This is a genomic window from bacterium, from assembly GCA_035307765.1.
Classification (GTDB): Bacteria; Sysuimicrobiota; Sysuimicrobiia; order Sysuimicrobiales; family Segetimicrobiaceae; genus Segetimicrobium.
The window spans coordinates 304,696-326,580 of sequence record DATGHU010000034.1; the positions used below are offsets into that span (position 1 = coordinate 304,696).

The 21,885-nt window shown below is 67.1% G+C and carries 20 protein-coding genes, 1 tRNA gene and 1 other RNA gene; 9 read left to right on the forward strand and 13 right to left on the reverse strand.

All coding sequences use genetic code 11. The features are described 5' to 3' along the window. Window positions 1-25: 25 nt before the first annotated feature. From VKV57_12340 to dnaX, 4 genes are read right to left on the reverse strand one after another with little or no spacing between them, the layout of a single operon-like run. A complete protein-coding gene (locus VKV57_12340) occupies window positions 26-1,774 on the reverse strand; it encodes a M3 family oligoendopeptidase (GenBank protein ID HLW60698.1) in 1,749 nt (582 codons plus the stop codon). 44 nt (window positions 1,775-1,818) lie between these two features. Beyond that, a complete protein-coding gene (recR, locus tag VKV57_12345) occupies window positions 1,819-2,418 on the reverse strand; it encodes a recombination mediator RecR (protein HLW60699.1) in 600 nt (199 codons plus the stop codon). Window positions 2,419-2,425: 7 nt separating this feature from the next. Continuing rightward, window positions 2,426-2,752, reverse strand: a complete 327-nt coding sequence (locus VKV57_12350; GenBank protein HLW60700.1) for a YbaB/EbfC family nucleoid-associated protein — start codon at window positions 2,750-2,752, stop codon at window positions 2,426-2,428. A gap of 47 nt (window positions 2,753-2,799) precedes the next feature. Further along, complete coding sequence (dnaX, locus tag VKV57_12355; GenBank protein HLW60701.1) at window positions 2,800-4,566, reverse strand: DNA polymerase III subunit gamma/tau; 1,767 nt, start codon at window positions 4,564-4,566, stop codon at window positions 2,800-2,802. 71 nt (window positions 4,567-4,637) lie between these two features. On the opposite strand from dnaX, the gene VKV57_12360 reads away from it, so the two are divergent. Further along, on the forward strand, window positions 4,638-5,510 hold the full coding sequence (locus VKV57_12360; protein HLW60702.1) for a type II CAAX endopeptidase family protein: 873 nt from the start codon (window positions 4,638-4,640) through the stop codon (window positions 5,508-5,510). A 12-nt stretch (window positions 5,511-5,522) separates the two neighbouring features. On the opposite strand, the gene ffs is transcribed toward VKV57_12360, so the two are convergent. From ffs to lepB, 3 genes are all read right to left on the reverse strand, one after another. Further along, window positions 5,523-5,786, reverse strand: an RNA gene (gene ffs, locus VKV57_12365) — signal recognition particle sRNA large type. Window positions 5,787-5,946: 160 nt separating this feature from the next. Beyond that, window positions 5,947-6,408 (reverse strand): DUF2269 family protein, encoded by a 462-nt coding sequence (locus tag VKV57_12370; GenBank protein HLW60703.1) that lies wholly within the window; start codon window positions 6,406-6,408, stop codon window positions 5,947-5,949. Window positions 6,409-6,439: 31 nt separating this feature from the next. Then, the gene (lepB, locus tag VKV57_12375; GenBank protein ID HLW60704.1) at window positions 6,440-6,961 is read right to left on the reverse strand and encodes a signal peptidase I; all 522 of its coding nucleotides are present in this window, start codon (window positions 6,959-6,961) and stop codon (window positions 6,440-6,442) included. A gap of 606 nt (window positions 6,962-7,567) precedes the next feature. Between lepB and VKV57_12380 the strand changes: the two genes are divergently transcribed. The 4 genes from VKV57_12380 to VKV57_12395 all read left to right on the forward strand — a co-directional run bounded on the left by VKV57_12380 (window position 7,568) and on the right by VKV57_12395 (window position 11,376). After that, on the forward strand, window positions 7,568-8,788 hold the full coding sequence (locus VKV57_12380) for a CoA transferase (GenBank protein ID HLW60705.1): 1,221 nt from the start codon (window positions 7,568-7,570) through the stop codon (window positions 8,786-8,788). Between the two features lie 10 nt (window positions 8,789-8,798). After that, window positions 8,799-10,418, forward strand: a complete 1,620-nt coding sequence (locus VKV57_12385; protein ID HLW60706.1) for a thiamine pyrophosphate-binding protein — start codon at window positions 8,799-8,801, stop codon at window positions 10,416-10,418. 169 nt (window positions 10,419-10,587) lie between these two features. Next, on the forward strand, window positions 10,588-10,806 hold the full coding sequence (locus VKV57_12390; GenBank protein HLW60707.1) for a hypothetical protein: 219 nt from the start codon (window positions 10,588-10,590) through the stop codon (window positions 10,804-10,806). 339 nt (window positions 10,807-11,145) lie between these two features. Beyond that, window positions 11,146-11,376 (forward strand): hypothetical protein, encoded by a 231-nt coding sequence (locus tag VKV57_12395; GenBank protein ID HLW60708.1) that lies wholly within the window; start codon window positions 11,146-11,148, stop codon window positions 11,374-11,376. 196 nt (window positions 11,377-11,572) lie between these two features. Here VKV57_12395 and VKV57_12400 read toward each other — a convergent pair whose 3' ends face one another. The 6 genes from VKV57_12400 to VKV57_12425 form a co-directional block, all read right to left on the reverse strand. Continuing rightward, window positions 11,573-12,307, reverse strand: a complete 735-nt coding sequence (locus VKV57_12400; GenBank protein HLW60709.1) for a ferritin-like domain-containing protein — start codon at window positions 12,305-12,307, stop codon at window positions 11,573-11,575. Window positions 12,308-12,373: 66 nt separating this feature from the next. Further along, window positions 12,374-13,093, reverse strand: coding sequence for a ferritin-like domain-containing protein (locus tag VKV57_12405; protein HLW60710.1), 720 nt, complete (start codon window positions 13,091-13,093; stop codon window positions 12,374-12,376). A gap of 995 nt (window positions 13,094-14,088) precedes the next feature. Beyond that, window positions 14,089-14,178 (reverse strand) — tRNA-Ser (locus VKV57_12410). Window positions 14,179-14,288: 110 nt separating this feature from the next. Then, a complete protein-coding gene (locus VKV57_12415; protein ID HLW60711.1) occupies window positions 14,289-15,152 on the reverse strand; it encodes a xanthine dehydrogenase family protein subunit M in 864 nt (287 codons plus the stop codon). Further along, window positions 15,149-17,527 carry a molybdopterin cofactor-binding domain-containing protein gene (locus VKV57_12420; protein HLW60712.1) on the reverse strand — a complete coding sequence of 793 codons (2,379 nt, stop codon included), beginning with the start codon at window positions 17,525-17,527 and terminating at the stop codon, window positions 15,149-15,151. Before VKV57_12420 ends, VKV57_12415 begins: the two co-directional genes overlap by 4 nt. Window positions 17,528-17,542: 15 nt before the next feature. Further along, entirely contained in the window at window positions 17,543-18,037 is a 495-nt protein-coding gene (locus VKV57_12425) for a (2Fe-2S)-binding protein (protein HLW60713.1), read from the reverse strand. A 479-nt stretch (window positions 18,038-18,516) separates the two neighbouring features. On the opposite strand from VKV57_12425, the gene VKV57_12430 reads away from it, so the two are divergent. The 4 genes from VKV57_12430 to VKV57_12445 are packed head-to-tail and all read left to right on the forward strand — an operon-like array spanning window position 18,517 to window position 21,734. After that, complete coding sequence (locus VKV57_12430) at window positions 18,517-19,365, forward strand: branched-chain amino acid ABC transporter permease (protein ID HLW60714.1); 849 nt, start codon at window positions 18,517-18,519, stop codon at window positions 19,363-19,365. Continuing rightward, entirely contained in the window at window positions 19,362-20,306 is a 945-nt protein-coding gene (locus VKV57_12435) for a hypothetical protein (protein HLW60715.1), read from the forward strand. Before VKV57_12430 ends, VKV57_12435 begins: the two co-directional genes overlap by 4 nt. Continuing rightward, entirely contained in the window at window positions 20,303-21,040 is a 738-nt protein-coding gene (locus VKV57_12440) for an ATP-binding cassette domain-containing protein (protein HLW60716.1), read from the forward strand. The genes VKV57_12435 and VKV57_12440 overlap by 4 nt, the downstream gene beginning before the upstream one ends. Beyond that, complete coding sequence (locus VKV57_12445; GenBank protein HLW60717.1) at window positions 21,033-21,734, forward strand: ATP-binding cassette domain-containing protein; 702 nt, start codon at window positions 21,033-21,035, stop codon at window positions 21,732-21,734. Before VKV57_12440 ends, VKV57_12445 begins: the two co-directional genes overlap by 8 nt. The last annotated feature ends 151 nt before the right edge of the window (window positions 21,735-21,885 follow it).

Genomic DNA, 21,885 nt, shown 5'->3' on the forward strand with positions numbered 1-21,885 from the left:
CGGGAGGGAAGACGTCGCCCCCGTGCTACGAGGCCGTGTCGTCCCGCCCGTAGGGAACCTGGGCCAACGCCTCCCCCAGCGCCCGCGCCAGCGGCGCCATCGTCTCCTCGTCGAAAGCAAATCGGGCCCCGGCCGCTGCAAACAGGTCGGGCAGCGGGCGGCTCCCCCCCAGGGCCAGCGCCGCCCGGTATCCCTCGACGGCCTCGATCGGACTCGCCTGAGCCGCGCGCAGCCAGATCTGCAGCGCCCCTTGTTGGGCGACGCCGTACTCGATGTAGTAAAACGGGAGGAGAAAAATGTGAAGCTGCGCGTGCCAGGACGACGCCAAGGCCTCCTCGTGCCCCGACCAGTCGAGCCAGGGAATGAAGCGCCGGTGGATGCTCAGCCAGGCGGCGCGCCGCTCTTTCGGCGTGTGGTCGGCATGGGTGTAGAGCCAGTGCTGGAACGCGTCGACCGTCGCGATCCAGGGCATCCCCTTCGGCATGAGGATCCCTTCGAGGAGTGCGCGGAGCGCGCGCCGGGCGTCCTCCGCCTCTGGATAGATGGTGCCGAGGGAGGACGCACTCAGGAGCTCCATCCCCTGGGACGCGACCTCGGCGAATTCGATCGGGGCGTCTCGATAGGCGAGGAGCGCCTGCTCGCGCGCGGCGAGTGCGTGAAAGGCGTGGCCGGCCTCGTGCAGCAGGGTGCGCACGTCCTCCGCCGGGGCGACGTTCGCGAAGATGAACGGCACCCGCCGCTCGGCGAGGGTCTGCTGGTACCCTCCGGGCGCCTTCCCCTTCCGCCGTTCCAGATCGAGGAGCCCCTCCTCGCGCATGAACTGGAAAAACTCCCCGAACTCCGGCCGCACCCTCCCGAACACCGCCTCGCAGCGGTCGAGCAGGTCCGCCGTCCGTTCGAACTCCGGAAGCGGAGGGCGCCGGAGCGGGTCCACTTCGAGGTCCCATGGCCGCATCGTGTCAACGGCCAGGAGGCGCTGCCGCTCGCGGATGATCTCGCCGGCCAGCGGGACAAACAGCGCCGCAACCGCATCCTGGAACTGCCGGCACTCCGCCGGGCCGTAGTCGAACCGTTGGAGGGCGCGAAAGGCATAGTCGCGGTACGAGACGAAGCCGGCGTTGCGGGCGATCGCCAGCCGCACCTCTCGGAGCTGATCGAACAGGCCCTCCATCGCCTCCCGCTCCACGCCCCACCGTTCCTGGGTGAGCGCCCAGGTTTCTTGCCGGATCGCACGATCGGGATCTTGGAGGTACCGGGCCATCTCCTGCAGGGTGTGCTCGCGCCCGCGGTAGACGACCGTCATCGCGCCCCGCAGCTTCTGGTACTGTTGTCCCAGCTCTTCTTCCCGCACCTTCAGGGGGAGATTTTCCTCGCGATAGAGCGCCACGCGGGTTTCGACCCTGCGATCGAGCAGGTGGTAGTACGCGGGCAACGCGGCCCGGTGGGGCGTGTGCAGGTAGGCTTCGTCCAATCGCTGGGAGAGCGCCCGCCAGCGGGGCCGAACCTCACGGACGAAGTCGAGGAACGCCCGCTCCCGTTCCGGATCGTCGGTCTGGGAGGTCATGGCGATGTACAGACGGGCTCCCGCCTCCGACACGCAGGCGGCCAGCTCGCCGGCCTCCGCCACCCACTCCCGCAGCTCCTCGACGCTCCGGGGAGTGCGGCGCACCAGCGCGGTCCCGATTCGCTCGATCTCGGCCCACCGGCCGGCGTCGGCGTCCGGTGGCACGAACCGTCGGGGAAATGCCTTCCGCGGGTCAATCGTCGGCGGCATCGGGATGTCCTCCGGAACGATGATGGCGTCGGGCCCGATCGAAGCTACAACTCGCGGCGGCCTTCCAGCGCCCGCGCCAGGGTCACCTCGTCGGCGTACTCGAGGTCGCCGCCAACCGGCAGGCCGTGCGCGATCCGGGTCACCTTGACCTCAAGCGGCTTAATGACCTTGGAAAGGTAGAGGGCGGTGGCCTCCCCCTCCACCCGAGGGTTCGTGGCGATGATGACCTCCCGCACCGTTCCTCCGGCAAGACGCCGCAACAGCTCGGCGATGCGGAGATCGTCGGGGCCCACCCCATCCAATGGCGAGATCGCACCCTGCAGCACATGATAGAGCCCTTTGAACTCCCGGCTCCGCTCCATCGCCGCGACGTCCCGGGGGTTCTCCACGACGCAGATCACGGATTGGTCGCGCCTCGGATCGGTGCACAGCGCGCACGGGTCGGCCTCGGTGATGTTCGCGCACACCGAGCAGTGACGGATCCGGCGCTTGGCCTCGAGGATCGCCGCCGCCAAGGCCTCTGCATCCTGCGCCGTCATCGAGAGCATATAGAACGCCAGGCGCTGCGCGGTCTTGGGGCCGACCGTCGGCAGCTTGCTCAGCTCCTCAATCAGGCGGGCCAGCGGAGGGGCGTAGGTAAACATTCGGGCATCACGGACCCAGGCCGGGGAGCCCGGGCGGCAGTTGTAGCCCGCCGGTCACCGCCTTCATCCGCTCCGCGGCGTGATCACGGGCCTTTCGGATGACCTCACCGACGGCGGCGAGGATGAGGTCTTGGAGCATCGCGACATCGGCCGGGTCGACCACGCTCGGGTCGATCGCGATCTCAACGAGATCCCCCTGCCCCGTCGCCACGGCCCGCACCACGCCCCCGCCTGCGCTGGCCTCGACGCGCTCGCGTCCCAGCTCTTCTTGGACCCGAGCCATATCCGATTGCAGCTTCTGCACCTGCTTCAGCATCTTCTGCATGTTAAACATGCGTCACTCCACTCCGGGCGAGCCATCGCGGGGCGCTCGCGAGCCGGTCACTCCGGGTGCCGGATCTCCCGCACGGGATTGCCGAACCGGCGCACGGCTTCCTGGACGAGCGCATCCCCCGGCGGGGACGACTCGGCCGCAGCGGCTTCGGGCGGCGGCTCGGTCTCTCCCAGCACCAGGCGAAGCCGGAGGGGAACCCCCACCACCACGGCCAGGAGCTCTTCGACGAGCCGGCGGTTCTTGATCTCGTGGAGGTTCTCGAGGTGGAACTTGTGCCGGACCGCGAGGACGAGATCGGACCCCTCGACCGCCCTGGGCGCGCTCTCCAAGAGGAAGGCGTGGACGGAGCGGGTGCGTTGCTTCACCTCGTCCATCAGGCGCCCCCACCGGGCGAGGACGACCTCGAGGTCGACGCCCGTCGTCGCGCCCTCGCTCGGGCCCGCCGGGGACGGTGCCACCGCGGGGGCCGGGGCAGCGGCGATGGGTGAGGGCGCCGCCTCCGCGGCTTCACTTCGGGGCCCCCGCGGAGACCGCCGCGTACTCGGCCGGGCGGGCGGAGCACCCGGGCCGGGCGTCGGCGTCTCGTCCTTGGGGGGGGCCGGGGGCCGCTCGACCGCGGGCCGCGGAGCGGATCCAGACCCGCCCTGCCGCTCCAGCGCCTCGACCCTCGCCGCCAACCCCTCGATCGTCGCATCCACCTCGGGCCGGCTCAGCTTCAAGAGCGCCATTTCGAGCACGACCCTGGGCTGCGTCGCAAACCGCACCTCCGCCTCCGCGGCGGTGAGGATTCGGATCTGCTGCAGGATGGCGCCCGGCGTCAGTCGGGCGCTCTGCACGCGGAGCGTCTCCAGCCGGTCCTCGCTCGTTTCCACGATGGCGCGCGGATCCCCCACCACCGCCACCACGAGCAGGTCCCGAAAGTGCTCCACGAGGCTGCGGAGGATTTGTCGGACGTCTCTTCCCTCGGCGATCACGCGATGGGCGATTTCGAGGCAGGCCGCCGCGTCCCCCGCGATCACGGCGTCGGTCACCTGATGGGCCACCTCCTCCTCGATCAGCCCCAGGACCGCCAAGACGTCGGCTTTGGTGATCCGGCCCTGACAGAACGCGCTGAGCTGATCCAGCACGCTCTCGGCATCGCGCAGGGCGCCGTCGGCGCTCCGGGCGATGAGACCGAACGCATCGTCGGCGGCGGTGATCCCCTCGCTCTCCGCCATCGTCCGCAGCCGCTCGACGATCGCCGTCTGCGAGATCCGCCGGAAATCAAACCGCTGGGTCCGTGAGGTGATCGTCGCCGGCAGCCGATGCGGTTCGGTGGTGACCAGAACGAATATCGCGTGGGGGGGAGGCTCCTCCAGCGTCTTCAAGAGCGCATTCGCCGCTTCCGAGGTCAGCATATGCGCTTCATCGATGATGTAGACCTTGTGCCGGCCTTCGACCGGCATGAGCTTGACCTTTTCCCGAAGGTCACGAATCTCATCAATGCCCCGGTTGCTCGCGGCGTCGATCTCGATGACATCGAGCGAGACTCCGTTGCCGATCGCCTCGCAGATCGCGCACGTGTTGCAGGGTGTCGGGGTCGGCCCGTGCTCGCAGTTCAATGCCTTGGCCAGGATCCGGGCGGTCGTCGTCTTTCCGGTGCCGCGATGGCCGCAGAAGAGGTAGGCGTGCACGATGCGGTTGGCGGTGATTGCGTTCTGCAACGTGCGGGTGACGCGTTCCTGTCCGATCACATCGTCGAATGTCTGAGGTCGCCACTTCCGATAGAAGGAGACGTGCGACACAGAGGTCACCTCACGCAGGGTCCGGGTCATATTCGCCGAACCTTACCGGCACTCCTGGAGGTGCGGCGATCGTCGAGCCACTCGAGTGGGTCATCCTTATCGTGACGCTGATCACGAGCGCGTGTGTCTTTGTCGACGGCCGAACGCGCCTGCCGAGAACGACCACGGCCATTTGGACCCTGGGAACGTTTGTCACCGCTGGGCTCGCGTCTCCCCTTTATCTCCTGGCGCGGCCCTCACGCAACCCCAGTTGGGGGCTCGGCGAACTCGCTGCCCTTCCGCTCTTTTTTGTCTTGGCGGTGGCGCCGTCGGCGATGATTCTAGAAACCTTTGCGCTCCGGTTGGAAGTCTTTTCCTCGCTCGCCGTGATTGTCGCGCTTACCGTCGCCCAAAACGCGGTGTTCGTCGGTGCCGCCCTGTACGTCGTGCTGGTCAAGTACCGCCTCCCGCCGGACCGCATCGGCCTCGTCTCCCCCGCGGCGCCGCGCGTGTTCGTGCTGGCGGCGATCGCGTCGGCAACGGCCCTCGCGGGCAACTTCGTGGGACAAAACCTCACGGTCTTCGGGGCGGGGCTGGTCGTCGGACAGAAGGCCGCCGCCGACCTGGTCGTCCGACAGGAGATCCGACTCCCGGTCTTCCGCATGCTGCAGCAGTTCCGCCACCCCGTTGACATCGCCACCCTGGCGGTACTGGTGGGCCTTGTCGTGCCGGTGGGCGAGGAAATCTTCTTCCGGGGGTTGACCTACGGGGCGCTGCGCCGCATGATGGGCCGGCCGCTGGCGATCGGCGTCAGCGCGCTGTTCTTCGCGGTGGCGCACCTCGAACCAATAGAATTCCTTCCGATCCTCATCCTGGGAGTGATCCTCGCCGCCCTGTACGAATACAACAAGTCCCTCATCCCCTGCATGATCACGCACGCCGTCAACAACCTGGTTGCCTTGGCGCTGTTCTACCTGGCGCCGCCCACTCCCTGAAGCGTTCTTTGGCCGTGCACCCGCCGTCGACAGCACACTCCAGACGGTCCCCACGTAGCCAGCTCCGACCAGGTGATCCCGCGGCACACGAGACGCCTTACGTACCGTTGCTTCCTTCCGGACCTGGCGGGGTTGGTAAGATCTCGTTGCGCGGGACCCGGCCCTCCTTGCCGCTTGCGCGGGCCTGGCCCTGAAGCGTGAGGCCTCGGGCGGGAATTCAGCCCCGCTGTAGCGGGTTGCGGGTACAGGGAACCGCTAGCTCCCCGCCTAGCACGGCCACCTGCAGTATAACACATCGATCCACCCGCTCCGGGTCCAAGGATTGGAGCTCCAGGTCGACCCATTCCCGAAACTCAGGGAAAGCCGCAGGGGCGGCGCAGTGAAACGGCGAGACCGGACTCCCGCCCTGAACGAGGCACTGCCCGCGGCCGGTGTGCTAGGGCTTGACGACCATCAGGTAGAGAACGATCAGCGGAAGGAGTGTGGCGATCCCGCCCCACATGGCCCACCGCGCGGACAGCCGCGCGAACTCGGGCGGGAGAACGCCCGTGCGCCGGGCCTCCTCGCTCACGCCGATCAGTCGGCGCTGTGTCGGGAGCAGGACGAAGACCCAGATCAGAACCGCCAGCCAAAACAGCCCCTGCCCCCACTCGAGCCAGCGCAGTCCGTGCAGCGGCCAGGGGCGCTTCCCGGCCATCGCGTAGCCGCCGATCACGACCAGCAGCACCCCCGGCACGGTGAAGATCCAATCGGCGCGCGCCACCGTCCGCTGCGCAAACGCCACGGTCGCGAGATCCCCGGAACGATCGGCGCGCGTCTTCCACAACGCGGCGGTGATGATGTTCCCGACGAACAGGACGACGCCCAGGAGATGAAGGAATTTGAACGTCGCGTACATGTCGTTCCCCCCTGCGGCCCGAAGATGGGCCTTATAAGAAAATGTGGAACCGCTGCGGGGGCCAGTAAATCACGATGGCCTCACCGACGATGTTGCTTGTAGGCACGAACCCGAACGCCCGGCTGTCCTCGCTGTTGCCGCGGTTGTCCCCGAGAACAAAGATATCAGACTGCGGAACGACCTCCGGCCCATAATCCCCGTTGGTGGCGACGTGCAGATACGGTTCGCTGAGGGGCTGACCGTTCACGTACACCCGCCCTGCACGGATCTGCACCGTCTGGGAGGCCACGGCAACCACCCGCTTGATGTAATTCCGTGACATGTATGTCGGTGGGTGGAGGACGACGATCTCCCCCTGCCGAGGAGGGCGAAACCGATAGATGAATTTGTTCACCAAAACACGGTCGTGCGGCAGCAGATTGGGCTCCATGGAAAACTGCTCCACTTGGAACGCCTGGGCGACCGAGACCATGATGAAGTGGGCGAGGAGAAAGGCAACGATCAGTGTCTTGAGAAACTCGAAGGCGGCCCGACGGACTTCCTTGCCGATCATCTCGACCCTCGCTTCGTTACACGGTGGGAGGGAGGACGGCTCCCCGCCCTCCCCACGGCCGCGTGGTATTTGAGCGCTCTCTGCCGCTACAGGTCATTCTACCGTATTTGACCGGGGTTTCGGGGAGACCCCGAGATACGGGGCTCTCCTGCGGTCATCGCCGGTCGATTTCCTCAAGAGGCCGCGGGAGTCTTGTGCGGCTGCTCTTCCGCAAGGATCCGGCGGAGCCCCCGTTCTCCGTAGCGTGCGGCGATCGCATGGTTCCATCGCGTCCACTCAAACGGCCGCCCCCACGCCGTCGAGGTCATTTTGAGGACGTGCCTCCACAAACTGCTTCCACCATCGTGGGTAACCCTCTCGATGGGCCTGCCACACATAGACAAAATGGTAGGCGTTGCACCGATCCACGTCTCACCCCACGGCAAGAGGGATGACCCTCGTGGCGTCCTCGAGGGTACGGTAGCGAAAAAATCGTGAGGTGGCAATCCGAACGCCCCCGGGGGGCGTGAGGGGGTGGGGTTCGCTGGTGCCCCCACCGGCGAACCCAGGCGACCGCTTCGGTCGGGTGAGAACAGGAGACCGCCCTCCTCAGTGGAAGGGTACGGGATGCCTAACGAAGGCTCGGCGCTGAGCGGCGTCCGGGTTGTCGATCTCACGCAGTTCGAGGCTGGCACCTCGTGCACTGAAACGCTGGCCTGGTTGGGAGCTGACGTGATCAAGGTGGAGCCGCCCGGTCGGGGCGAACAGGGTCGGGCCGCCTCCACTGACATCCCGGGCCTGGACTCCTACTATTTCCTGCTCCTGAACGCCAACAAGCGCTCGGTCACCCTCAACCTCAAACACCCTGAGGGGCGCCGCCTGCTCGGGCGTTTGATCGAAAAGGCGGATGTGTTCGTGGAGAATTTCGCGCCCGGGATCATCGAGCGTCTGGGGTTTGGCTATCATGACGTGCGCCGGATCAATCCCCAAGTCATCTACGCGCAAGTCAAGGGATTCGCGCCGGACGGTCCTTTCGGCAGCTTCCTCGCGTTCGACATGATCGCCCAGGCGACGGGTGGCGCGATGAGCCTCACCGGGGAACCGGGGGCCGCGCCCATCAAGCCGGGGCCGACGATCGGCGACACCGGGGCCGGCCTGCACCTGGCGATCGGCATTTTGGCCGCCCTCTTCCAGCGGGAGCGGACGGGCGTGGGCCAGCAGGTGGACGTGGCGATGCAGGAGGCCGTCATCAACTATTGTCGGATTTCATTTGCCCGCCAGCTGCTCACCGGCCGCGCGGCCGAGCGGTGGGGCAACCAAAGCCAGTTGGGGATGACGGCGCCCAGCGGTATCTACCCTTGTCGGCCCGGGGGGGCCAACGATTACGTGTTCATCTACACCAGCCGGGCCGGCAATCACCAGTGGGAACGCCTGCTGAAGGTGATCGGCCGCGATGATCTGAAGGACGATCCCCGGTTCGGGGACCCCGTCCGCCGGGCCGCCAACGCAGCGGCGATCGACGAACTGATCTCCTCTTGGACCCGCCGGTACACGAAGCGCGAGGCGATGGAGTGCCTGGGCCAGGCGGGAGTGCCCGCGGGGGCGACCTTCGACACCCTGGAGTTGACCGAAGACGAACACCTGAACCGCAGGGAGGCCATTGTCAGCGTCGATCACCCAACGAGAGGCCTGGTCAAGATGCCGGGCTGGCCGGTGAAGATGGAGCGCTCGCACGTGCGGGTTGAGGCGGCACCCCTGCTGGGTCAGCACAATCGCGAAGTCTACGCGGAGCTCCTTGGGCTGAGCGAGGATGAACTGGCCAGGCTGGGCGAAGCGGGGGCGATTTGAGGGAGGGGCGATGACCGGCAACGAGATCCTGGCGCGCTGCCTCAAAGCCCAGGGGGTGGAGGTCATCTTCTTCCTCATGGGAGGCCCCATGATCGACTGCGAGAACGCCTGCCTGGGGCAGGGAATCCGGATGATCGACGCCCGCCACGAGCAGGCAGCCGCGATGATGGCAACCGCCTACAGTCGCCTGCGGCGTCAACCCGCGGTCTGCATGGCCTGCAGCGGTCCCGGTGCGATGAACTTGGTCACCGGGGTGGCGAACGCGTTTGCGGATTCCGCTCCTGTGGTGGCCATCGGCGGGTCAAGTCCGGTCTCCCAGTCGGGCATGGGGGCTTTCCAGGAGACCGACCAAGTGGCGCTGTTCCGGCCGATCACGCGCTGGGCCGATCGCTGTTACGATCCCAGGCGCATCCCCGAGTTAGTCGGGACGGCCTTCCGCCACGCGTTCGGCTCCCGGCCAGGACCGGCCTACCTCGACATGCCGGGGGACATCCTCTACCGCGAGGTCCCGGAGGATCACGTGCGCTGGGCACCGGCCACCGCCGAGCGCCGGCGACCGCCTGGGGACCCCCACTTGGTGAAACGCGCCGTCGAACTGATCGCCGCCTCCGCGCGCCCAATCCTTATCAGTGGCAGCGGGGTGCTTTGGGCGAAGGCTGAGCGAGAATTACGCACCCTGGTGGAGCGGGCGACCATCCCATTTTACACCACCCCCCAGGGGCGGGGGGTCATACCCGAGGACCACCCGCTGTGCTTCCTGGGCGCCCGCGGCGTCGGTTGGCGGGAGGCCGATCTGATCGTCATGGTGGGCACCCGACAGAACTACGTCGTCGGATACACTCGGCCACCCCGCTGGAATTCGGAGGCGAAGCTGATCCAGGTCGACATCGATCCCGCTGAGATCGGCCGCAATCGGCACGCGGATGTCGGCATTGTTGGAGACGCCAAAGCCGTGCTCGCGCAGCTCGTGGAGGCGAGCGAGGGCACCGTCGGCGCTGAGCGGAGGAGGAGCTGGACCTCCTACCTGGCCGAACAGCACGCAGAGAGGCAGGCCGAGCAGGAGAGGCGGATGTCTTCCGACACCCAGCCCATCCACCCCCTCCGCCTCTGCAAGGAAGTCCGCAACTTCCTCCCCCGGGATGCGATCCTTTGTGTGGACGGGCAGGAGATCCTCAACTACGCCCGAAGCGCGATCCCATTCTACGCTCCGCACAGCCTCAACTCCGGCCCCTACGGCTGCATGGGCGTGGGCCTCCCGCTTGGGGTGGGGGCGAAGGTCGCCATGCCCGACAAGTTGGTGGTCGTCCTCCATGGCGACGGCTCCTTCGGTCTCAACGCCATGGAGATGGACACGGCCCTCCGGCACCACCTGCCTGTGATCTGTGTGATCTCGAACAACGGCGGCTGGACCGCCACCGATCGATTCAAAGTCGGCCGCGAGCTCGGCTTCACCCGTTATGATCTCATGTTTGCCGCCATCGGCTGCCATTCCGAGTACGTCCGGGACCCGAGTCTCATCCGGCCGGCCCTGGAACGAGCGGCGGCCAGCGGGAAGCCGGCGGTGGTCAACGTCGTCACCGACCCCACCGCGCGGGCCCAGACCGTCCGCTTTGCCGACTACTCAACGTGAAGCGGGGTTGAACGCCGACAAATAGCGGTCCCGACCCCCCCGCAACCAGAGCCACCCCGGCATCACGCTCAGTGACCCACGTCACGCTCTCACGGTGCGTTGGGTCATGGTCTCGTTTTCCCCCATCCCCTATGCTGGGACCATCCTAAAAAGAAAGGAGGGAGCGACAATGCGGAATATCCTGGTGGCTCTGGCTCTGGGGGTTGCGGTGCTCCTCCCCGCGGTAGCCGCGTCGGCCGAGAGCGAAGTGGCGGGCGGCGATCACGAGACCGTCGTGACGCCAACCGTGGCCCAAGGCGACTCGGTGAACCTCGGCACGATCGCGGGTTCCGTCCAAACCCCGCAGGCGCCCTACTTCAACCTGCGGCTGGAAAACCGTGACAACTAGCCCGTAGCGCGCTGCCGGTCGTCGCACGTTGGGGGCGGCTGGCAGCGCGGCTTATCTTGCCTCCGCGATCGCGGTTCGGCGGTATCGGTGGGTGCGGCCATTGCCTGCGCTTCTCTCGCGGAGGGAACTGCTGCCGGCCGAATTCCGTCACTTCTCCTTCCGGTTTCCCCCATTCGCTTCCCCGCTGTTGCCCTGCCATACCAAATCATCCCCCCGAATGGGCGTGACGAACCTGTGACGCCATTCCCACCTCCGTCGCAATCTGCGCTTCCCTTCCAGGTGTATTGGTTCGTGAACGATCGCACAGCGCGATCAAATCGAGCAAAAGGAGTGAGCGCGATGAAGACGATGCTGGTGATGCTCATCCTGGGGATGTCCATCGCCCTGCCCGGCGCCGCGTCTGCCGCCGCAGGCGATGATACCCACCCAGACCGTTCGAACCCGTGGCAGGCCGCACAGGGGGCGCCGGAGACCGAGCCCACAAATCTCGGCACGGTGGCGGGCCCCGCCCAGGCCCAGCCCAACTTCGGTCCGTACTCCCAACAGCGGCTCGACAACCGGGGACAGTAGGGACCCGCCGGGCGAGCGGCCACCACGGGATGCCGGAACGAATCTTGATGGGGTCGGGGAGTCATGTCAGGATCCCGCTTTGGCCCGCGCGGCCCCCCGAGAACGTGCCGCGCTTTTGTCCGGCGGGGAAACGCGGGGGCGGCGGAGCAGGTCCGCCGCCCCCGGGCATCGTGCGCTTGCGCTCCGCAGTGAGGACCTACGTCGGGGTAAGTTGAGTCACCCCGGCGGTGTCGACGGAGCCCGCGAAATCGGCGTACCGAACCGGGGTGCCGGCGCCGCCGATGAACCCAAGCTTCTGGAGCGCGGCCGCCGCCTCCCCTACCTGGGTGAACAGCTTCTGCTCGAACGCGAGATTGTGGGGCAGCGGGTCGCGCAGGAAGAGGCGCGCGAGCGCGCGGTGTTCGCACTCGACCCCACCAATCTGAAGCGCGACCTTGACGAGATCGGGCTTCTGCATCTCCGCGAATTCCCGCGCCGCGCTCATGTACGCAGCGATGAATGCGGTCTCAAGGGACTCGAGCGTCCGGTACATCGCGTCGGTATCGGTGGCGATCTTGGGGTCCGGCACACTGAATGTCAGGGCCAGGGGTTTGGCCCCCGCCTTGGTCAGGAACGCAAAGTGCGCCTGTTCGGACGCCTGGTACGCTTTGAGGACGGTGACGACAATCGGAGGTAAGCCCTTGGACCCGTCCGCGTTTGTGTACACGGCCGCGCCCCGGATCACCGCGCCGGTCAGCGTGACCGCTAGGGCTTCCGCGGTCGCCGCGATGTTGATGATCGTCTCGATGTCCTCTGACTGCATCGCCGCTTCGGCGATGCCCCGGACCGCCGCTCCCTGGGTCAACGCCAGCCCGAGCCCCGTGGCCCCGGCCATCTTGATGAGGTCTCGGCGGGAGAGTCTCCCCCGCGCCGACTCTGTGTGCTCCAGCATCTGCCCGTCACTCCTTTCGCCGCGCGTCTGTGCTGCTCTCGAACGCTCCCCGACCCGAGCGGCGTGTTATACAGTCAACCCGCTCACGCCCGAGGGATCCACTTTGCCTGAAAAATCGGTGTAGTTAAGCGTCGCTGCCGGGTTGGACGTGCCGAGCAGGCCTAGGCTCTTGATCTTGGCGGCCGCCTCGCCGACGGTCTGGAACGGAGCCTGCTCGAACCCAAGGTTGTTGGGAGGGGTCACGCCCATCCCGAAGTTCGCCAGAACCCGATGCTCGCACTCGACGCCGGCAACCTGAAACGCCACTTGGGCCAGCGCGGGCTGACCGAGTTGCGCGAACTCGACCGCCGCAGCGATGTACGCGCCGATGAAAACGGTCTCAGCCGAAACCACAAAGCTGAGCAGCGCATGGCTGTCCTTGGTGATCGGGACAAGATCTTGCGGAACCGTGAAGGTGAGCGTCAGTGCCTTCGCGCCCGCCTTGGTCAGGTACTGATAGTGCGCCTGTTCCTCCGCCTGGATCGCCTTCACCCAGGCGACGATTGACGGCGGCAACCCCTTCCCGCCGTCATAGTTCTGAGCCCCGTCGATCACGGCACCGGTCAGCGTGACCGCTAGGGCTTCGGCGGTCGCAGCGATGTTGATGATGTCGGCCACAGACTCCTTGCTCTGCGCCATGGCCCTGAGGGTTCCGATCTGAGAAACCGCCAGGGCCCCGAGCCCGGCGATGCCTGCGGTCTTGGCAAAGCCTCTCCGGTCGAGCCTCCGATCCGCTCTGTCGGTCATTTGACCTTCACTCCCTTCCGCTGTGTGGTGCGACGCGGTTTGCGCGGAACGATCACCGCGCGCTCCGCGCTGTGAGGGAGGTTTCGGTGCCCGCGGCCGCAGAAGCACCAGCCCCTCCACGCATCTCTTCGCACCGACGCGCCTGTCGGATTGGCCGATCTGGACCCCACGGCGAGAGGGTTGCCAGCGGGCACCGACAGATTTTTGGCGAACATGCCGATCCCAAGAAATTGTGGGCGAAGGTTCCGGCTGGCTGTGTTCGTTCGGCAGGGACTCGGGCGGGGCGGGTGAAAAATCGCAACAAATTCCTCGGGAGCCGGAGGGCGCGAAGTGATACCTGATACCTGTGTGACGGTACCGGATACGCGCGTGATGTACGTCGCGGGGGAAGCGGGAAAGCCGATTGCCGAACAGGCTCCGAAGCCCTTCAAGGAACTCGAAGCGAAGCTCGCTTCGCTCAATGGTAGGAAGTTCTATGGGGTCGTGCTTGGCCACGAATATCGAGCGTGTGTCTCCATTGACCCGAATGACGACCCTCTCGCTCTCCCGCACCCGACTTGGGTGTTACCAGGCGGTAGGTACGTTCGCCGAAGGCTCTCCGATTGGGAAAACAACCTCCACCTGATTGGCCCGACCTTCGAGACCCTGTGCCGACGATCCGACTTTGACCCATCCCGGCCCTGCATAGAGTATTACAGGAGTCAAAAGGAACTCTTGGTAATGGTGCCGGTGCGGTAGGGGCAAACGGATTCATTTTGACACCGTGGGGGCCCCGGTGCTGCTTCACACTTAACCTTCCTGATCCGCGCAATCATACGAGCGCCCGAAGTCAACCCCAGGACTCGTTTCAGAACATGATTGTGATGATGAGGGGTCAAGCGCCGTCGGTCTCGATTACGTCCTCGCAATCTCACCTGGACGCCGAGATCAGTGGGAACCTCAATCTGATGTTCGCGCTCACGGGACGGGGGAGGTTCAAATGAACGGCTTTTTGGTGGCGGAGGGGGTGGGATTTGAACCCACGAGGCGGTTTCCCGCCTACACGCTCTCCAGGCGTGCCGAATCGGCCACTCTCGCACCCCTCCGAGCGTAGCTCATTATAACACCTCGACCGCGGCGCCGCCTTCCTGCACCCGCATCGTGTAAGGAAAGGCCCGGGACGAGAGGCCCCGGGCCTTTCCTTCGTGGCAGAACCTTACTTGGCGCGGGACGCCGCGAGCAGCACCGCCCGTTTGGTGTAGACCGAGGCGAGATGCGCCCGAAACTGCCCCGACGCATACAAATCTCCCTGCGGTTCGACCCCGTCCGCGGCATGAGCCGCGGCCTTCGCGACCGTGGCCTCATCCAGGGCTTGGCCGGCCAGCGCCTTTTCCACCGCGGTCGCCCGATAGGCCTTTCCCGCCACCCCGGTGATCCCGATCGCCGCCCGCTGGCACTTCCCGCCGCTCACGGTCACGACGGCCGCGACCCCTACCACCGCGTACCCGCTTGCGGGATGGGGATGCTTCTGGTACGCGCTCCCTGTGCCGCGGGCCAGCGCCGGGACGTGCAGTGCGGTGATCAACTCGTTGGGCTTGAGCGACGTGGTGAGCATGTCCACGAAGAACGCCCCCGCCGGGATCGTCCGCGAGCCTTGGGGACCCGTCGCCACGATCTCCGCATCCAGCGCCAGGAGCGCCGCCGGGTAGTCCGCCGCGGGGTCGGCGTGCGCCGCCGCCCCACCGATCGTCCCTCGATTCCGAACCTGCATGTCCCCGATCACCGCGGCGGCTTCGGAGAGGAGAGGACATTTCTCCATGAGCAGGGTGTTGTGTTCAACGGCATCGTGGGTCGTCAGCGCGCCGATCGCGATCTTCTGCCCCTCTGCCTTGATCCCGTCCAAGCCGCTGATCCGGCCGATATCAACGATGACCTTGGGCTGCGCGAGCCTCAGCTTCATGATCGGGAGAAGGCTGTGGCCGCCGGCGAGGACTTTAGCGTCGTCGCCGTGCTTCTCCAGCAGCCCGATCGCCTCTTTGACGGATTGGGGTGCGAAGTACTCGAACACTGCAGGGATCATCGTGCCTTCACCTCCCGATGCTGGCCGTGAATGGCGTTCCAGATCCGTTCAGGTGTCAGGGGCATATCGAGGTGCGTGATGCCGTAGGGCCGCAAGGCGTCCATGACCGCGTTGACGATCGCGGGCGTGCTGGCAATGGTGCCGGTCTCCCCCACCCCTTTTACCCCCAACGGGTTGTGGGGCGAGGGGGTCTCGGTGCGCGCGGTCGCAAAGGTGGGAAACATGTGAGCTTTCGGTACCGCGTACTCCGCCATCGTGCCGGTCAGGAGTTGACCGTCGGGGGTGTACGCGGCGCCCTCGCATAGGGCCTGCGCGATCCCCTGGACGAGCCCCCCGTGCACCTGACCGTCCACGATCAAGGGGTTGATCACCCGGCCGCAGTCGTCGACCGCGACGTACTGCTTGAGGTCGACCTGACCGGTTTCCGCATCGACCTCCACGACGGCGACGTGCGCCCCGAAGGGAAACGTGAAGTTCGAGGGGTCGAAAAATGCGGACGCCTCAAGCGAAGGCTCGACGCCCGGCGGAAGGTTCCACGCCAGGTACGCCTGCAGCGTCACTTCCTGGATGGTCTTGGCTCGATCGGGGCTGCCCCGCACATGGAACCGCCCCTGGTCGAAGACGACGTCCTTTTCCGCGGCCTCGAGCATGTGGGCGGCGATCTTCGTGGCCTTTTCGCGGACCCGCCGGGCAGCGAGCACGAGCGCCGCGCCCCCGACGACGGTGGTGCGGCTGCCGTAGGTTCCCCATCCCATCGGGATCGAGGCGGTGTCGCCGTGCACGACCTCGATATCCTCGATGGGCAACCCCAACTCGTCCGCAACGATCTGAGCGAAGGTCGTTTCCTCTCCCTGTCCGTGGGGGGAGGCGCCGGTGAAGACGGTCGCCTTTCCCGTGGGATGCATGCGGACCACCGCGCTCTCCCACAGCCCGCCCTGGAACCCGACCGCCCCAGCGACCTGCGAAGGGCCGAGCCCGCAGATCTCCACGTACGTGCTGAGCCCAATCCCCAGGTGCTTGCCCGCGTTGGAGCCCCCCTTCTGCGCCTCGCGCAGCTTGGGGTAGCCGACCATCTGCAGGGCTCGATCAAGCGCCGGGCCGTAGTTCCCGCTGTCGTAGGACAGCCCTTCCGCGGTCGTGTACGGAAACTTTCCGGCGGGGATGAAATTTTTGCGGCGGATCTCGACGGGGTCCATGTTGAGCTTGGTCGCGAGCAGGTCCACCACCCGCTCGATCAAATAGGTGGCCTCCGGCCGGCCGGCCCCGCGGTAGGCGTCCACCGGAGTGGTATTCGTGAAGACCCCGTGGACGACATAGTCGATGTTCGGGATCGTATAGCAGCCGGTCAGCATCAGCCCGTGCAGGATCGTCGGGACCCCCGGGGCGGCGGTGGAGAGGTACGCGCCGAGATTGGCCCACGTCTTGCCCCGCAGCGCGGTGATCGTGCCATCCCGGGTTGCCGCGATTTCCAGATCGGTGATGTGGTCCCGACCGTGGATCGTGCTCGTGTAGTTTTCCCCTCGGTCCTCGGTCCACTTCACCGGCCGGCCGGTCGCGCGTGCGCAGAAGACGACGATCGCCTCGTCGGCGTAGAATGGGATCTTGCTCCCGAACCCGCCACCGACCTCCGGCGCGATGATCCGGATCTTGTGTTCTGGGATCCCGGTGACGACCGACATGAGGAAGCGGGCGATGTGCGGGTTCTGGGTCGTGTAGGTGACGGTGAGGTCGCCGGCGCCGCTTTTGTAGTCGGCGACAACGGCGCGCGTTTCCATCGCGTTGGGGATCAGCCGCTGGTTCACGAACCGCTGGGCCAAAACGATCCCGTCACGCTCCGCAGCCTTGAACGCCGCCGCGGTCGCCTCGGCGTTCCCGAGCACCCACTTAAACGCGAGGTTGTTCGGAACCTCCGGATGGATCTGCGGAGCGCCCCGCTCCATCGCCTTCTGCTGATCGACCACCGTGGGCAGCGGCTCGTACTCGACGTGCACCAACGCCGCGGCGTCCCGCGCGGTGTACGGGTCCTCCGCCACGACCACCGCCACCCCGTCCCCGACGTAGCGGACGACATCCACCGCCAGGGCGGGATGCGGCGGAGTCTTGAGGTCGGAATTAGGAATCAGCCAGGCCGTAGGGATCGGGTTGATCTTCCCCTGGAGATCCTTGCCGGTAAACGCGGCGATCACCCCAGGGTGTCGGCGGGCCGCCTCCACGTCAATCCGCTTGATTCGCGCGTGCGCGTGCGGACTCCGAATGATCACGGCGTGCGCGAGCCCGGCGGGATGGAGGTCGTCGGTGTACGTGGCGGTGCCCGTGATCAACCGAGGGTCCTCCCGGCGCTTGATCCTGGCTCCGAACAGCTTGCTGACGGCCATGGGCTCCCCCCTCCGCTACCGTGACGCCGCTCGTCCGGCGCCACCGCGCATCTTACGCGCCGCGTGCTGAACAGAATTGACGATGTGCTGGTACCCCGTACACCGACAGAGGTTCCCCTCGATCCCCAGCCGGATCTGCTCCTCCGTGGGATCGGGATTTCGCTGCAGCAAGTCGAGCACCGTCATCATCATTCCGGGGGTGCAGAACCCGCATTGGAGCCCGTGCTCCTCCCAAAACCCCTCCTGGATCGGGTGAAGCTTGCCGTTCGTCGCCAACCCCTCGACGGTCTGAAGCGAAGCGCCGTCTGCCTGAACCGCGAGTACCGTGCAGGACTTGACCGCCTTCCCGTGCATCAGGATGGTGCACGCCCCGCAGTTGCTGGTGTCGCAGCCAACGTGGGTGCCGGTAAGTCCCAGCACGTCGCGAATGTAGTGGACGAGCAGGAGCCGCGGCTCTACCTCGTGCGTGTGGACCTTCCCGTTCACGGTCACCTTGACAGCCCGCTTCACCGTCTGTCCCCCTTTCGTCTCGCACTGTCCCACAAAACCGAACGCCGGCCGCTGATGCCCCTGCGGCCGGCGCCTGCGCGCAAACCCGTCCCTTGGTGGTGGCGGTGACAGATCCTCAGGCTGCCTGGTCGGCGATCGCGCAACGTCATCCGCACCCAAAAAGGCATGAGACAGACCGACAGGCCGGGAATATCGTTGGTGGGTTGAGGCTGCGGTAGCTGGAACCGGCGCCGTGGAACCTCGTGTGAGTGCATTATAGCGAGCGGTCTCGCGGCGAAGCAAGGGTTTGTTGCGAGCCCAACCGTACCATGTTAGCATGGGCCCTGCCCGCGACGCCGCGGGGCGATCCCTTACTCGCGCGCCAAACGGTTCGGGGAGCAGGAGACCAACGCCCGGGTTGAAACATTCGGCGACCGCATCGAGCGTGTGTTTGCGGTCGCCGGTGCGAGCCGCTGCGGGTAGCGGGGGACGCGAGCGATATGGAGGCGGCCTTCCAGCTCCTCATCGGCGGGACGCTGACCGGCGCCGAATACGCGCTGGCCGCGGTGGGAATGGTATTGATCCTCCGCGTCGGCCGTGGGGTCAATTTGGCCCACGGCGCGTTCATGGCGCTTGGAGCGTACCTCGCCTACCAAACCAGTATGTCCGGGCGTTCCATCTTCGTCGGAGCCGTGCCGGCCGCCGCGGCCGGCCTGGTGCTCGGAGGCGTGGTGGAACGGGTCCTGATGCGCCCCGTGCGGGGGGGCCCGCTCGCGCGGGCGGTGGTCCTCCTCGGGCTGGGGATCTTGGCGGAGGAGGGATTCCTGCTCGTCTGGGGGGACTCACCCCACTCGGTCCCGTTCCGCCTGGCGCCGCTGCTTGTGGGCCGGATGGTCATCAACACAGATCAGGCAATCGGCGTGGCCATCACCGCGGCGCTTCTGGGGACGATGGCGCTCGGCATCCGCACGCGGCCGGGGTTGGCGCTGCGAGCTGTAATCGCCAACCCGGAGATCGCCGAGCTATCGGGCATCGATGTGGGACGCGTCCGCACCATCACGTTCGCCGGGGGATGCGCGATGGGAGCCGTCGCCGGAGCGTTCCTCTCGCCGCTGCTCACCATCTCCCCCACGATGGGAGGGGGGCAACTCGCCCTCACGCTGGCAATGGTTCTCGTCGGAGGGGCCGGCCGGATCGGAGGGATCCTCGCGGCGAGCCTGGGGGTCGGCGTTGCGTCGACGGCCGTCGGCTTTTACCTGACGCCGGCATGGTCCGACATCCTGGCGCTGCTCCTCGTCGCCGCCGCGATCGTCTCGCACCCTCAGGGCACGCGGGGGCGCTGCAGATGATGCGCTCCGGGGCGGGGCTCTGGCAAATGGCGTGGGGCCTCCTTCCCCTGGGGATCGTCCTCGTGTCCAGGGATCGCTTCACGCTTTCGATCCTCGCGGTGGCCAGCACCCAGGCGCTGTACGTGGTGAGCTGGGACGTTCTCAGCGGCAGCGGCCGGATCAGCCTCGGCCATGCGCTGCCGTTCGGGTGCGGCGCGTACGCGACGGCGCTTGTGTCGGGGTGGGGGCTGGTCCCGCCCGCCCCGGCGATCGCCGTGGGCGCACTAGCCGGGATCGCCGCCGGCGCCCTGCAGGCAGCGCTCGGCGCCCGCCTTCCCCGGATCGGGCTGGCGATTGTGACGCTGGCGGTCGCCGAGTGCGCGCACGAGATCGCGGGGATGCTCCAAATTGCCGGCCCCGGCGGGCTCGTCATCGGTGAGGAGGCCGGCGTCACCGCGACCGTGTTCCCCGCAGACGAAACCGCCGCGGCGCGGCTCGCCGCGGCGGCGCTTACGGTCGCCGTGATCGGCGTCCTCTGGATGGTGCGCTCGCGGCTTGGGCTGGCCATGCGCACGGTGGAGGCCGATGATCGCGGAGCGACGGCGTCAGGAATCGATGTCACGCGGATCCGCGAGGTGGCATTTGTGATCGCCGGCGGACTTGCCGGTCTCGCCGGCGGGCTCGCCGCGTCGCTGGCCGGTCGAGCGGCGCCGCCGATGCTGTCGCTGGAACCCAGCCTCTTCGCGATCGCCGCTGCGGGAATCGGTGGGCGCGGCTCGATCGTCGGGCCGGCTCTCACCGCGTTCGCCGCGTCGGCAGCGCTGCAGTGGTTCGACCTGCCGGTGATGGCGCGGCTCGCATTGTACGCCCTCGTCCTGATCGGGATGGAACTCACGGCATCCCGCGGCCGCCGCCGCCGGGACGCCCGTCTGCATCCGCTGCGGGAAGACGGCGCACGATGAATGACCGCGCCGCCTCGGCGGGCGGACTAAGGGATGCTGAGGCCGCCCCCCGACGGCCGCTGCTGCGGGTCGAGGACATCGTCAAGCATTTCGGCGGCGCGGCCGCCCTCGCCGGCCTTACCCTGACGCTGGGCGAAGGAGAAATGCTCGGGATCACCGGTCCAAACGGATCCGGGAAGACCACCCTGATAGACGTGATCGCCGGATCCGTCCGCCCGGAACGAGGACGCGTTTGGCTCGGGACCCGGGACATCACCGCGTGGCCGCCGTACCGGACGGTGCGGGCCGGAGTGGCGCGCACGTTCCACGCCCCCCGTCTCTCCGCCAACTTAAGCGTCCGGCAGAATCTCGAGGCCGCGACACTTCACCGAAACCTGGCACGACGCAGGAGGGACGAGACCGTGAGCCGGGCCCTCGACCTCGCGGGCCTGCAACCGCTCCGCGAGCGGGAGGTCCGCACCCTTACCTTGGGCGAGATCCGACGCGTCGCGGTGGGGCGGGCGTTGGCGACCGGAGCCCACGTGCTGCTGCTGGACGAACCGTTTGCGTCGTTGGGCCCTGAAGAAATTCCCAAAATGCTGTCGGCGCTCCGTCGCCTTCGGGAGACGGGGATCTCCGTGGCCCTCGTCGCGCACAGTTACTCGGTGCTTCAAGCGTTGTGCGACCGGGTGGTGGTGATCGCCGCGGGCCGAGTCGTTGGCGGCGGCCCGCCTTCGGACCTGTGGCATGCTTAGCGCCCGGGGCCTGCGGGTCCGGTCCCCCGGGGGCTTCCTGGTGCTCGACGACGTCACCGTGGTCGTGCATCCAGGCGAAGTCGTCGTCTTGGTGGGCCCAAACGGGTCGGGCAAAACCATGCTGCTGCGGACGTTCGCCGGGCTGGTCCACCCCGAGGCCGGCACGATCCACTTATACGGGAAACCACTCCTGCCCCACCCCGCGCACCGGCGGGCCGACTCCGGATTGGCCTACGCCCCGGCCCCGCCGGCGATGCTGGCGGGACTTTCCGTCCAGGACACCCTAAAGGTCGGCGCGTGGCATCGCCGGGATCGCCGGGCGGTGGCCCGTGATGTTCAGCGGATTCTTGAAGACCTCCCGCCCCTTGGGGAGCGCCTGCATCACCTCGCGGAGTCCCTGCCTGCGCCCGCACGCCGGATGCTCGCGCTCGGCCGGGCGGTGATGTCGGCGCCGCGGGCGCTGCTCCTCGACGAACCTCTCGGCGGACTGGATGATGAGGCCGCCGCATACATCCGGCGGGCGATCCGCCGACTACGGGACGACGGGGTCGCCCTCCTCGCCGCCGAGCACGCCCTCACCGGTACCCTGGCGATCGCCGACCGGGCGTATGGGTTCAGGGATGGACGGGTCGTCTTCAGCGGTTCCCCCTCCGCGCTGGCACACGCGGCCGCATTCGGGGAGATTTACTACTAAGAGGCGATTTGCGCTCGCCCGCAAACTCCTCATCGTGGCGCATGCTCCTGACGAACGAGGTCTACCGAGCGGCACCAGCGATCGTAGTGGCGCGGAAACACCGCGAGCTGCAGAGCAAAATCCGGATACCGATGCCTTCAACGGTGCCAGT

What these genes read in the sequence shown, in the direction of transcription:
- VKV57_12340 (HLW60698.1), bottom strand. Translation starts at nt 1,774, where the DNA reads ATGCCGCCGACGATTGACCCGCGGAAGGCATTTCCCCGACGGTTCGTG.
- lepB (HLW60704.1), bottom strand. Translation starts at nt 6,961, where the DNA reads ATGATCGGCAAGGAAGTCCGTCGGGCCGCCTTCGAGTTTCTCAAGACA.
- VKV57_12420 (HLW60712.1), bottom strand. Translation starts at nt 17,527, where the DNA reads ATGGCCGTCAGCAAGCTGTTCGGAGCCAGGATCAAGCGCCGGGAGGAC.
- VKV57_12370 (HLW60703.1), bottom strand. Translation starts at nt 6,408, where the DNA reads ATGTACGCGACGTTCAAATTCCTTCATCTCCTGGGCGTCGTCCTGTTC.
- VKV57_12445 (HLW60717.1), top strand. Translation starts at nt 21,033, where the DNA reads ATGCTTAGCGCCCGGGGCCTGCGGGTCCGGTCCCCCGGGGGCTTCCTG.
- VKV57_12390 (HLW60707.1), top strand. Translation starts at nt 10,588, where the DNA reads ATGCGGAATATCCTGGTGGCTCTGGCTCTGGGGGTTGCGGTGCTCCTC.
- VKV57_12435 (HLW60715.1), top strand. Translation starts at nt 19,362, where the DNA reads ATGATGCGCTCCGGGGCGGGGCTCTGGCAAATGGCGTGGGGCCTCCTT.
- recR (HLW60699.1), bottom strand. Translation starts at nt 2,418, where the DNA reads ATGTTTACCTACGCCCCTCCGCTGGCCCGCCTGATTGAGGAGCTGAGC.
- VKV57_12440 (HLW60716.1), top strand. Translation starts at nt 20,303, where the DNA reads ATGAATGACCGCGCCGCCTCGGCGGGCGGACTAAGGGATGCTGAGGCC.
- VKV57_12415 (HLW60711.1), bottom strand. Translation starts at nt 15,152, where the DNA reads ATGATCCCTGCAGTGTTCGAGTACTTCGCACCCCAATCCGTCAAAGAG.
- VKV57_12395 (HLW60708.1), top strand. Translation starts at nt 11,146, where the DNA reads ATGAAGACGATGCTGGTGATGCTCATCCTGGGGATGTCCATCGCCCTG.
- VKV57_12430 (HLW60714.1), top strand. Translation starts at nt 18,517, where the DNA reads ATGGAGGCGGCCTTCCAGCTCCTCATCGGCGGGACGCTGACCGGCGCC.
- VKV57_12350 (HLW60700.1), bottom strand. Translation starts at nt 2,752, where the DNA reads ATGTTTAACATGCAGAAGATGCTGAAGCAGGTGCAGAAGCTGCAATCG.
- dnaX (HLW60701.1), bottom strand. Translation starts at nt 4,566, where the DNA reads ATGACCCGGACCCTGCGTGAGGTGACCTCTGTGTCGCACGTCTCCTTC.
- VKV57_12405 (HLW60710.1), bottom strand. Translation starts at nt 13,093, where the DNA reads ATGACCGACAGAGCGGATCGGAGGCTCGACCGGAGAGGCTTTGCCAAG.
- VKV57_12385 (HLW60706.1), top strand. Translation starts at nt 8,799, where the DNA reads ATGACCGGCAACGAGATCCTGGCGCGCTGCCTCAAAGCCCAGGGGGTG.
- VKV57_12400 (HLW60709.1), bottom strand. Translation starts at nt 12,307, where the DNA reads ATGCTGGAGCACACAGAGTCGGCGCGGGGGAGACTCTCCCGCCGAGAC.
- VKV57_12380 (HLW60705.1), top strand. Translation starts at nt 7,568, where the DNA reads ATGCCTAACGAAGGCTCGGCGCTGAGCGGCGTCCGGGTTGTCGATCTC.